This is a genomic window from Actinocrinis puniceicyclus (assembly GCF_018283645.1).
Taxonomy (GTDB): Bacteria; Actinomycetota; Actinomycetes; order Streptomycetales; family Catenulisporaceae; genus Actinocrinis; species Actinocrinis puniceicyclus.
In genome coordinates this window covers 20,371-30,830 of the sequence record NZ_JAGSXH010000073.1, presented here as the reverse complement: position 1 = coordinate 30,830, position 10,460 = coordinate 20,371, and the positions used below count along the sequence as shown (strand labels likewise).

10 protein-coding genes are annotated in these 10,460 nt (G+C 70.3%); 4 read left to right on the top strand and 6 right to left on the bottom strand.

Going from position 1 to position 10,460, the window contains the following annotated elements:
- Positions 1-375: 375 nt before the first annotated feature.
- Positions 376-888 (bottom strand): MarR family winged helix-turn-helix transcriptional regulator, encoded by a 513-nt coding sequence (locus KGA66_RS19310; RefSeq protein WP_211469563.1) that lies wholly within the window; start codon positions 886-888, stop codon positions 376-378.
- A gap of 162 nt (positions 889-1,050) precedes the next feature.
- On the opposite strand from KGA66_RS19310, the gene KGA66_RS19305 reads away from it, so the two are divergent.
- The gene (locus tag KGA66_RS19305) at positions 1,051-1,869 is read left to right on the top strand and encodes a methyltransferase domain-containing protein (protein WP_211469562.1); all 819 of its coding nucleotides are present in this window, start codon (positions 1,051-1,053) and stop codon (positions 1,867-1,869) included.
- A gap of 30 nt (positions 1,870-1,899) precedes the next feature.
- Here KGA66_RS19305 and KGA66_RS19300 read toward each other — a convergent pair whose 3' ends face one another.
- From KGA66_RS19300 to KGA66_RS19290, 3 genes are all read right to left on the bottom strand, one after another.
- Positions 1,900-2,517, bottom strand: coding sequence for a TetR family transcriptional regulator (locus KGA66_RS19300; RefSeq protein ID WP_369015904.1), 618 nt, complete (start codon positions 2,515-2,517; stop codon positions 1,900-1,902).
- Positions 2,518-2,590: 73 nt separating this feature from the next.
- Positions 2,591-3,568, bottom strand: a complete 978-nt coding sequence (locus KGA66_RS19295) for an acyl-CoA desaturase (RefSeq protein WP_211469560.1) — start codon at positions 3,566-3,568, stop codon at positions 2,591-2,593.
- Between the two features lie 169 nt (positions 3,569-3,737).
- Entirely contained in the window at positions 3,738-4,922 is a 1,185-nt protein-coding gene (locus tag KGA66_RS19290; RefSeq protein WP_211469559.1) for a winged helix-turn-helix domain-containing protein, read from the bottom strand.
- Positions 4,923-5,222: 300 nt separating this feature from the next.
- Between KGA66_RS19290 and KGA66_RS19285 the strand changes: the two genes are divergently transcribed.
- A complete protein-coding gene (locus KGA66_RS19285) occupies positions 5,223-6,653 on the top strand; it encodes an NAD(P)/FAD-dependent oxidoreductase (protein WP_211469565.1) in 1,431 nt (476 codons plus the stop codon).
- Positions 6,654-6,771: 118 nt separating this feature from the next.
- Entirely contained in the window at positions 6,772-8,106 is a 1,335-nt protein-coding gene (locus tag KGA66_RS19280) for a class I SAM-dependent methyltransferase (RefSeq protein WP_211469558.1), read from the top strand.
- A gap of 15 nt (positions 8,107-8,121) precedes the next feature.
- Here KGA66_RS19280 and KGA66_RS19275 read toward each other — a convergent pair whose 3' ends face one another.
- On the bottom strand, positions 8,122-9,036 hold the full coding sequence (locus KGA66_RS19275; protein ID WP_211469557.1) for a DMT family transporter: 915 nt from the start codon (positions 9,034-9,036) through the stop codon (positions 8,122-8,124).
- Positions 9,037-9,182: 146 nt separating this feature from the next.
- Here KGA66_RS19275 and KGA66_RS19270 point away from each other — a divergent pair, with 146 nt between their 5' ends.
- Entirely contained in the window at positions 9,183-9,668 is a 486-nt protein-coding gene (locus KGA66_RS19270) for an NUDIX hydrolase (protein ID WP_211469556.1), read from the top strand.
- 12 nt (positions 9,669-9,680) lie between these two features.
- Here the strand turns inward: KGA66_RS19270 and KGA66_RS19265 are convergent, their stop codons facing one another.
- Positions 9,681-10,160, bottom strand: a complete 480-nt coding sequence (locus tag KGA66_RS19265) for a hypothetical protein (RefSeq protein ID WP_211469555.1) — start codon at positions 10,158-10,160, stop codon at positions 9,681-9,683.
- Positions 10,161-10,460 lie beyond the last annotated feature (300 nt).

Below are 10,460 nucleotides of genomic sequence, written 5' to 3'. Positions count from 1 at the left end.
GCCCCGGCCGCTCCCATCGCGAGGAAACTCCGTCGTCTCATTGCGATTGCCTCCTCTAAAGGCCGAAGAGCCACTTCGCCCGATCCGAAAGTTTCGGAGTGGCGGACGTAAGGGCTAGGCAAAAGTATGCTCGGTGCATCGGTGTGTCAACGATTGAAGCGCTTCGACACCGTGTCAATTACGTTGGGGCGCAAGGCATAGGCCGCTGAAGGCGTATCTTTCATGTTCCGAAAGTTTCGGTAACCTTCGAGCTCGCAGTTACACGAATGAACGCGGCCTGGGCGTCGAAAAGAGGCCGGTCCCGGCTGTCGGCCGGTCGGCTGGCCGGGGTTGGTCGGCCGGTCTGTCGGTTCGTCCACCGGCCGGCCGGCCGGACTACTCGCCTTGGGCCGCGTCGAAGGGCAGTGTCAGCGTACGAAGCAGGTCGGCCAGTTCGTCGAGACGGCCGCAGGGCAGCGCCGCGAGCAGTTCGCGCTCGTTCTTCAGCAGTCCGGCCAGGGCCGAGTCCGCCAGTTCCCGCCCGGCCGTGGTCAGCCGCACCAGCACACCGCGCCGGTCCGCCGGGTCGGGACCGCGCACGACCAGTTCCCGGGCCGCGAGCCGGTCGATCCGGTTCGTCATCGTGCCCGAGGTGACCAGGGTCTGGGTCAGCAGTTGGCCGGGGGAGAGTTGGTAGGGCGCGCCGGCGCGGCGCAGCGCGGACAGCACGTCGAACTCCCAGGGCTCCAGGCCGTGTTCGGCGAAGGCGGTGCGTCGCGCCCGGTCCAGATGCCGGGCCAGCCGCGTGACCCGGCTGAGCACCTCCAGCGGCTGGACGTCGAGGTCGGGACGCTCCCGGCGCCAGGCCGCGACCAGCCGGTCGACCTCGTCGCGCGCCGCTTCAGCCATCGTCGCTCTCCACCCTGTCCGCCGAGGCGCCCGCCCCGGCCGGAAGGCAGTCTATCAAGACACTTGACGCCAAGCATCTTGACGTCGAGATATATCCGCTGGCAGGATGCGCTCGTCCTGATGCCGAGACTCTTGGCCGGCAACCGAGCGCCTGGAGACGTCATGCCAGTCCAGTCGACGACCTGGGATCCGGCGCGATATCTGCGTTACGCCGATCATCGCGCACGGCCGTTCCACGACCTGCTCGCCCGCGTGCCTGCCGAACGGCCGCACCGGGTGGCGGATCTGGGCTGCGGACCGGGAAACGCCACCGCGCTGCTGTGCCGGCGGTGGCCGCGGGCCCACGTCGTCGGCCTCGACAGTTCGGCCGAGATGATCGAGGCCGCCACGGCGCGGGCGGACCGGCGGCTCACCGCCTGCGGCCGGCTCGTCTTCGAACGCGCGGACCTGCGCGAGTGGCGCGCACCGGAACCGGTCGACGTGCTCATCACCAACGCCACCCTGCAGTGGGTGCCCGGCCACCTGGACCTGCTTGCCGCGCTGCTCCACCAGGTGGCACCCGGCGGGTGGTTCGCGATGGGCGTCCCCGGCAACTTCGCCGCGCCCTCGCACATGCTGCTCGGCGAACTGCAGCGGGACAGCCGCTGGGCCGGATCGATCACCGGCGAGCAGTTCCGTCCCGCCTCCCACGAACCTCCCGACTATCTGCGCGCGCTGAGCGAAGCCGGCGCGCAGGCCGAGGTGTGGGAGACCACTTACTACTACGTCCTGCCCGGCGTGGACGGCGTGCTGGACTTCGTCTCCTCGACCGCCCTGCGGCCGGTGCTGGCCGAACTCGGCGGTCCCGACACCGAATCCGCGCGCGGCTTCGTCTCCGCATACGCGGACGCTCTGCGCGACGCCTACCCGCCGCAACAGCTCGGCGGCCAAACGGTGCAGGTGCTGCCCTACCGGCGGATCTTCGCGATCGCGCGCGTGTAGCCGCGTCGCGTACCTGCCGCTGCGCGCCCGCTACCTCGGCCGGCGCGTCAGCAGCCGCGGATGGTGCTCCAGACCGGACAACCCGTTCCAGGAAAGGTTGACCAGGTGCGCGACCACCTCGTCCTTGGTCGGCTGGCGCTCGTCCAGCCACCACTGGCCGGTGAGCGCGACCATGCCGACCAGCATCTGCGAGTACATCGCGCCGAAGGCCGGGTCATAGCCGCGATGGGAGAACTCCACGCCCAGGATGTGCTCCACCCGCGTGGCGATGTCACTGATCAGAGACGCGAAATTGCCCGTGGACGCGGCCACCGGGGAGTCGCGCACCAGGATCCGGAAGCCGTCGCTGTGCGACTCGATGTAGTCCAGCAGCGCGAAGGCCGCCTGCTCCAGCAGTTCACGCGGATGCCCGGCGGTCAGCGCCGAGGTCACCATGTCCAGCAGGGTGCGCATCTCGCGGTCCACCACGACGGCGTAAAGACCTTCCTTGCCGCCGAAGTGCTCGTAGACCACCGGCTTCGAAACGCCGGCCTTCGCGGCGATCTCCTCCACGCTGGTGGCGTCGAAGCCGCGCTCCGCGAACAGCGTCCGCCCGATGTCCAGCAACTGCTCGCGCCGCTCCTTGCCGCTCATCCGGACACGGTGCACAGTCTGTCCCTGTGCACCCTGTCCTTGTGCACTTTGTCCCGGTGAACCGTGTCCCTGCGTCGTCACACGGCCATCATGCCGTACGGCGCGCTGCCACCCGGGCCGCGCTCGGCCAGCGGACGTCGCGCGCCCAGCCGAACTTCTCGAACAGCCAGATCACCCGGGCGCTGGAGTCCACCTGGCCACGCAGCACGCCGTGCCGGGCCGAGGTCGGGTCGGCGTGGTGCAGGTTGTGCCAGGATTCGCCCATCGACAGCACGGCCAGCCACCAGACGTTGCCGGACTTGTCCCGCGACTTGAACGGCCGCTCGCCGATCGCGTGGCAGATCGAGTTGATCGACCAGGTCACGTGGTGCAGCAGCCCGATACGCACCAGGGTGCCCCAGAAGAACGCGGTCGCCGCGCCCTGCCAGGACCACGACCACAGGCCGCCGACCAGCGGCGGGGTGAGCACCGAGGCGACCACCAGCCACGGGAAGGCCCGCGAGACCTTCACGATCGCCCCGTCCTTGAGCAGGTCGGGCGCGTACTGCCGCTGGTCGGTCTGCTCCACGTCGAACAGCCAGCCGATGTGCGCGAAGCACAGACCCTTCGCCAGGGCCGGGATGGTGGAGCCGTAGCGCCAGGGCGAGTGCGGGTCTCCGTCCTTGTCCGAGAACCGGTGGTGGCGGCGGTGATCGGCGACCCAGCGGATCACCGGGCCCTCCACGGCCAGCGACCCGGCCACCGCGAGCATCACGCGCAGCGCCTTGACCGCCTTGAACGAGCTGTGCGTGAAATACCGGTGGAAGCCGACGGTCACCCCGTGCCCTGAGATCGCGTACATCACCGCCGCGATCACCGCGTCGTGCCAGCCCAGTCCCCAGCCCCAGGCGAACGGGATCGCGGCCAGCACGGCCAGGAAGGGGATCCCGATGAACAGCGCGATGGCCACCCGCTCCTTGGTCGACTGGCGCAGGCCGCTGAGCGTGCCCGCGCTCGACGCATCCTCGGCGGCCCCGGCGGACGGCGGAACGGAACTGGCGGTGCGGACCGTGGTAAGGGCAGTCATCGGCGTATCGGATCCCTTTCAGGCGCAGCTGCTCGGCGGTCGCAAAGACCCCTACGCTTCCGTAAGTTACGGAAGCGTAGGTCTTACGGCAAGTGGATGCAGCTGACGGATCGTCGGCCATTCACCGTGCCGGGCGCGCGAGCTGATCGCCGCGGGGCCGCCGGCCGCGTCAGCCCTCGGCGGCGAGCGCCGCGCGCAGCGCCGGGGCGAGTTCCACCGGCGTGACCGCCTCGACCCGCACGGCGTCGCAGCCCACCCACGCGGCGGCCTCGCGCAGCGCTCGCGCCATCGGCCGCACGGCTTTGGCGGTGGCCATCGAGACCTGCCGGCCGATCAGCGTCCCGCCCTCGCGCGCCGGATCCACCCGCCCGACCAGCCGTCCGCCGTGCAGCAGCGGCATCGCGTAATACCCGTGCACCCGCTCCGCCTTCGGAACATATGCCTCCAGCCGGTGCGAAAAGCCGAAGATCCGCTCGGTGCGCCGCCGTTCCCAGACCAGCGAGTCGAAGGGAGAAAGCAGCGTCGTGCGGTGCCGGCCCCCGGCCCCGGACTCCAATGCGGCCAGCGCCGCCGGATCGGCCCACGCCTGCCTGCCCCAGCCCTCGACCTCCACCGGCGCCAGTCCCGCTTCCTCGGCCAGCGCCTCGAACCGCGCCTGCGGCTTGAGCCGGTGATAATCGAGCAGGTCGCTGCGCGTCGCCACCCCCAGCGCCCGCCCGGCCAGCGCGATCATCCGCACCGTGCACGCGTGGTCGTCCAGGTCGTCGTGCAGGAGATGAGCCGGGATGGCGCGCTGCGGCAGGTCGTAGACGCGCCGCCAGCCGCGCCGCTCGACGCACACCACTTCTCCGGTCGCCAGCAGCCGCTCCACCGCGACCTTGACCTCGGACCAGTCCCACCAGCCCGGCGTCTTACGCGCGCCGCCCAGTTCCGTCGTCGTCAGCGGCCCCTCCGCCGCGAGCCGGCCGACGATCTCGGCGAGCGTGGCCGCGGAAATCACCTCGTTTCCCCATACGCCGCCCCGCGCGCGGTAGTGCCTGCGCCGCAGCGCCATCATCGGCCACTCCTCGACCGGCAGCACGCACGCCGCATGCGCCCAGTACTCGAAGGTCCGCGCCGCCCCGGGCTCATGAGACCAGTACGCGGAGTGGATCGCCGGACGCCCGATCGGCCCAAGCCGGGCGAAGGGGACCAGTTCCTGCGAGCGGGCCAGCACCGAGATCGTGTCCAGTTGCACCGCGCCGAGCAGCCTGAGCACGCCGGGCACTCCGGCGCGTCGGTCCACTGCGCCCAAGAGGCCCTGGGCCCGCAACGCCGCGCGGCGCGCGTCGGCGGCGGACAGTACGGTTCCCATGCCGCGACCTTAGAGGCCGCCTCTGACACCGGCAGTCGCGGCCGGTCGTCCCGTCAGTTGACGTCCCGTCAGGCGCGGGCCCCGGCACCCCGGGCGGCGAGCACTGTGGCTTGCGTCATATAATCGAGGAGTTGCAGATCTTCGTGGGGAGCAGCGCTCCACGCTTCCCACCCCCGCGACCGAAGCCCCATCGCCGTGGCAATTCGTCGAGGACCACAGACAACGCCACTTTTTCCGCTCGATGGCGAGCGATGGATGAGCCGAGTAGGACGCGTCGAAGGAACCGTGAGCGAGCCCACTATGACCAATGCGCTGACTCCTGCCGCCAGAGCCTCCAACATCCCGCCGCGAATCCTCGTCATCGGCGGTGGATATGTAGGGATGTTCACGGCACAGCGAGTCCTCAAGCACCTCAAACGCGGCGAGGCGACCGTCACCGTGGTCGACCCCCGCCCCTACATGACCTACCAGCCCTTCCTGCCCGAGGCGGCCGCCGGGTCGATCGCCCCGCGAAACCTGGTCGCCCCGCTGCGCCGGGTTCTCAAGGGCCCGAACGCCGAGGTCATCACCGGCCGGGTGGTGTCGATCGACCACGGGCGCAACTGCGCGACCATCTCCCCGAACACCGGGGAGCCCTACGAGCTGTCCTTCGACGAACTGGTCGTCGCGGTCGGCTCGGTGCCGCGCACCCTGCCGATCCCCGGCCTGGCCGAGCACGGCATCGGTTTCAAGCAGGTCGAGGAGGCGGTCAGCCTGCGCAACCACGTGATCGGGCAGATCGACCTGGCCGACTCCATCAAGGACCCGGCGCTGCGCCGCAAGGCCCTGACCTTCGTGTTCGTCGGCGGCGGGTTCGCCGGCGTCGAGGCGATCGCCGAGATCGAGGACATGGCCCGGGACGTGTCCAAGTGGTACTCGAACGTGGAGCCGGAGGACATGCGCTGGCTGCTCGTCGAGGCGGCGGACCGCATCCTGCCCGAGGTCGGCCCCGAGCTGGGCGTCTGGACCGCGGAGGAACTGCGCAAGCGCGGCATCCAGGTCAAGATGAACACCCTGCTGAACTCCTGCGTCGACCACCACGTGGTGCTCTCCGACGGCACCGAGATGGACGCCTCCACCGTGGTGTGGACCGCAGGGGTCAAGCCGAACCCGGTCGTGGAGCACCTCGGCGTCCCGCGCGGACCCAAGGGCCATGTCGACACCCGGGCCGACCTGCGTGTCGTCGGCCTGGACCACGTCTGGGCCGCCGGCGACTGCGCTCAGGTGCCCGACCTGGCCAAGGGCCCGGGCAACTGGTGCTCCCCCTCGGCGCAGCACGCCGTGCGCCAGGCCAGGCGCCTGGCGGACAACATCGTCTCGGCGCTGCGCGGCAAGCCCGTGCAGGACTACGTACACAAGCACGTCGGATCCGTGGCCGGGCTGGGCATCGGCAAGGGCGTGGCGAACGTGTACGGCATGAAGCTGCGCGGCTGGCCCGCGTGGCTGATGCACCGTGCGTACCACGTCAGCCGGGTGCCCACCTTCAACCGCAAGGTGCGGGTGTGCACGGACTGGCTGCTGGCCGGGTTCTTCCGCCGCGAGGCCGTCTCGCTGGCCTCCTTCGAGAACCCGCGCGAGGAGTTCGCCGTGGTGGCCGTTCCGGCCGCGCTGCCGAAGCAGGCGGCGACCGCCGCGATCGAGAGCGGTGCCGGCGCGCAGCGCGGCGAGAAGGTCGCGACCGCAGGGGTCTGATCCGCCGGTCGGGTCTCCGGACGGACGAGCCGTCCGCGGGCGGCCGCGCAGTGCGTCGACCGGCGCGCTGCGCGGCCGTTTCGCGTGGCCGGCCGCCCAACAACACCCGGATGTTCGAATGCACTTTGCTGCGGCCGAACGCGCCGCGCCGCATTATGTTGCTGTGACTGTTGTTGAACCGGGGTCCGCGTTCGCGCTGGACCCGCAGCGCTGGCCGGACCTCGGCCAGGTGCCGCCCGCCGGAGTGACGGCCAGGCTGGCGCGCAGGATCTTCGCACAGGCCGTCGCCCACCTTCCGGTGCGCGTCCTCGGCCCGGGCGGACGGCGGCTCGGCGGCGGCGGGGACGAGCGCTCCGCGACGATGACGCTGCACCGTCCGCATGAGTTCTTCGCCCGGGTCGGCGCGCACGGCCTGATCGGCTTCGGCGAGTCCTACCAGACCGGGGCCTGGGACGCGGACGACCTGGCGGCGGTGCTCGGCGCCTTCGCCAGGCGCGTCGCCGACCTGGTGCCGCGACCGCTGCAGAAGCTGCGCGGCCTCTACGTGGCTCGTCTCCCCTCCGAGGAGGACGGCGACCCGGTCAACGCCCGGCGCAACATCGAGCGGCACTACGACCTGTCGAATGATCTGTTCGAACTATTCCTCGACGAGTCGATGACGTACTCCAGCGCGCTCTACGGCGGGGCGCCCGCGGGAGGCGACGAGTCCGACGACGAGGCGCGGGCGCTGCACCGGGCGCAGCTGCGCAAGATCGACTCGATTCTCGACGCGGCCGGGGTGCGGGAGGGCTCGAACGTGCTGGAGATCGGTTCGGGCTGGGGCGCCCTGGCGATGCGCGCGGCGGGGGAGCGCGGAGCCCATGTCACCACGCTGACGCTGTCGAAGGAGCAGAAGGCGCTCGCGCAGGAGAGGATCGCCGCGGCCGGCCTCGGCGAACGGATCGAGGTGCGCCTTGCCGACTACCGCGAGGTCGGACCGCCGCGCGGCGCCCCGGGGTATGACGCGATCGTCTCGGTGGAGATGATCGAGGCGGTCGGCGAGCGCTACTGGCCGGACTACTTCGAGTCGATCGACCGGCTGCTGGCCCCCGGCGGCCGCGCGGCCGTGCAGTCGATCACCATGTCCCACCAGCGGATGCTGGCCACCCGCAGGACGTACACGTGGATCCACAAGTACATCTTCCCGGGCGGTCTGATCCCCTCGGTGCCCGCGATCGAGCAGGCGCTGCGCGCGCGGACCCGGTTGCGCCTGGTGCGCCGCCTCGACTTCGGCGAGGACTACGCGCGCACGCTGCGCACCTGGCGCAACCGCTTCGAGGCGCACTGGCCGGCGGTCAGCGCCCTCGGCTTCGACGAGGTCTTCCATCGCACCTGGCGTTTCTATCTCGCCTACTGCGAAGCCGGTTTCGCCACCGGTTACCTCGGTGTCTCGCAGCTCACTTTCGCCCGGTGATCGCGGGCGGCGCCATCACCGGCTGCCGGCGACTTCCTCTTCCAGCGCCGGCACCCGGTCGTCCGCCCGCTCACGCGGCGTCGATTTGAGCGTGGACAGCCAACTGCCGAGCAGAACCAGCGGGAATCCGACCGCGACCCCCGCGGTGAACCGCTCGTCGAGCACCGCCATGCCCAGCAGCACGGCCACGGCGGGGTTGATGAACGTGATGACCATCGAACGCACCGGCCCGGCCTCGGCGATCAGCCGGAAGAAAAGCAGGAAGGCGGCCGCGGTGCACACCAGGCCGAGCGTGAGGATCGCGCCGATCACGTTCGCGTGCGGCCACGCGTGCGGGCTGGTCACGATCGCGGCCGGCACATAGGCCAGCGCCACGCCGGTCAGCGACAACGAGATGACCGCCAGCGTCGGCACCTCCTTCAGCCTGCGGTCCGCGATGATCGGCGCGACCGCGTAGCCGACCGCGACGAGCAGCACCTCGCCCATGCGCAGCGGGGAGGCCGAGCCGACGTCGAGACCCACGACCGCGGCCACGCCGCACATGCCGATCAGCAGGCCGAGCAGCCGGCGCGGATCGAGCGCCGAATGGTCGCCCAGGCGCCAGGTGACCAGGGTGCCGACGAGCGGCACCGCGGCGATCAGCAGGCCGGCCAGGCTGCTGCTGATGTGCTGCTCGGCGTCGTTGAGCAGCAGCCAGGGCCCGCCGATCTCCAGCACGGCGAAGGCGAGCAGCGGCCGCCACGCGCGCAGAGCGGGGCGGACCATCCCGCGCCGCAGCGCGATCGGCAACAGAATCGCGGCGCCGATGGCGGTGCGGGAGAGCACCAGGAACGGCGCGCTGACGCCCTCCAGCGCGATCTTGATGAACAGGTACGGTATGCCCCAGATCACGGACATCAGCGCGAACAGCAGCCAACCACGCCTGGACATGTAATTCCCCTCAATGTCGTGTGCAGCTTACGACACGCCTCCGACACGTAACACCCCGCGACCTGCGCCGTGGGCCGTCGGCCGTCGGCCGTGAACCCCGCGTCCCACCTGCCCGTGTCGTCGAGCGGCGTCGCTAAATTGGCCGGATGCGAACCTTACGGACGGCCGCCCGTCTGCTCGTCGTCGCACCTGACGGCGCCGTGTTCCTGTTCCGGTACGACGATGACGAGATCGGACTGCACTGGACGACGCCCGGCGGAGGCCTGGAGGCCGGGGAGACGCCGAGAGAGGGGGCGGTGCGCGAACTGCGCGAGGAGACCGGCTGGAGCGACCTGGAGCCGGGGCCGCTGTTGTGCACGTGGGTGCACGACTACACACGAGCCGGCGTGCCTGTGCGCCAACATGAGCACATCTTTCTTGCACGCGGGCCCCGACGTGAGTTGTCCGGCGACCTGGCCGCGATGCACACCGCCGACAGGATCCTGCGGTGGCGTTGGTGGATGCCACAGGAACTGGCGGACTTTCCCGAACTGCTCCTGCCGCCGCAACTGCCCGCGCTCGTCACCGCCGTGCTGCGTGAAGCGCCGGCCGCGCCCGCACCGATCGATCTCGGGTACGTGCCGCTGCGGTAAGCCGGCGCGACGCTATTGCACGACGACGGTCACCGCGAAGTGCTGCTGGCCCGGCGGGCAGTTGCGCGCCTCGCCGCACGTCGTGCGATCGGCCGTGATCGAAGCCGTACCGGGAGTGAGGGCCGTGAACTGGGTCTGCACGGGCGCGCAGCCGAGACCCGGGATGTTCGGGCACGTACTCGGACGTGGCAGGACCCTCGTGGCGCCGTCCTGCCGCAGCACGGCCGGCGCCGACGATCCGGCGACGTGCCAGTAGGAGCTGGCCAGGATCAGTTGGACGGTCGAGCCGGCCGGAACGTCCAGCGTCTTGCCGTTCGCGTCGTCGCGCACGACGAGCACGCTCGCGGCTGACGACGTGTCCGTGGCCGCGCCCGCCGAGACGCCGGTGCTGGCCGTGGTTGATCCGCACCCTGCGATCAGCGCCGCGAAGAGTGCGCAGACGAGCGCATACCGTGCTGCGAAACCTCGGTGAACCCTGGCCAGCGATGACATCTCACCCTCCTGATGCGCCCGGCGGACGTCACTTGGACGGTCGGACCGCGCCGCCGGTTCCGTGCCCGGCCGGGCGAATCTTCGTGAGTCCGTGCCGTAGCAGAGCCGAGAGACGGCCGCAAGATTTCGTTCCGATGTGCTCGCCGGATCGAAGAAATCTTTGAAACGTTTCGGAAAACATTCTCCATTTAGTGTCACATCTGTAACATGGGAAACTTCCGTCACTATTCTTTCTGCTTCCCGGGCCGTGTGGACCGCCGCTGACGGTTTCTCATGAAAGAGGCGTGAGTGTTCTTGACG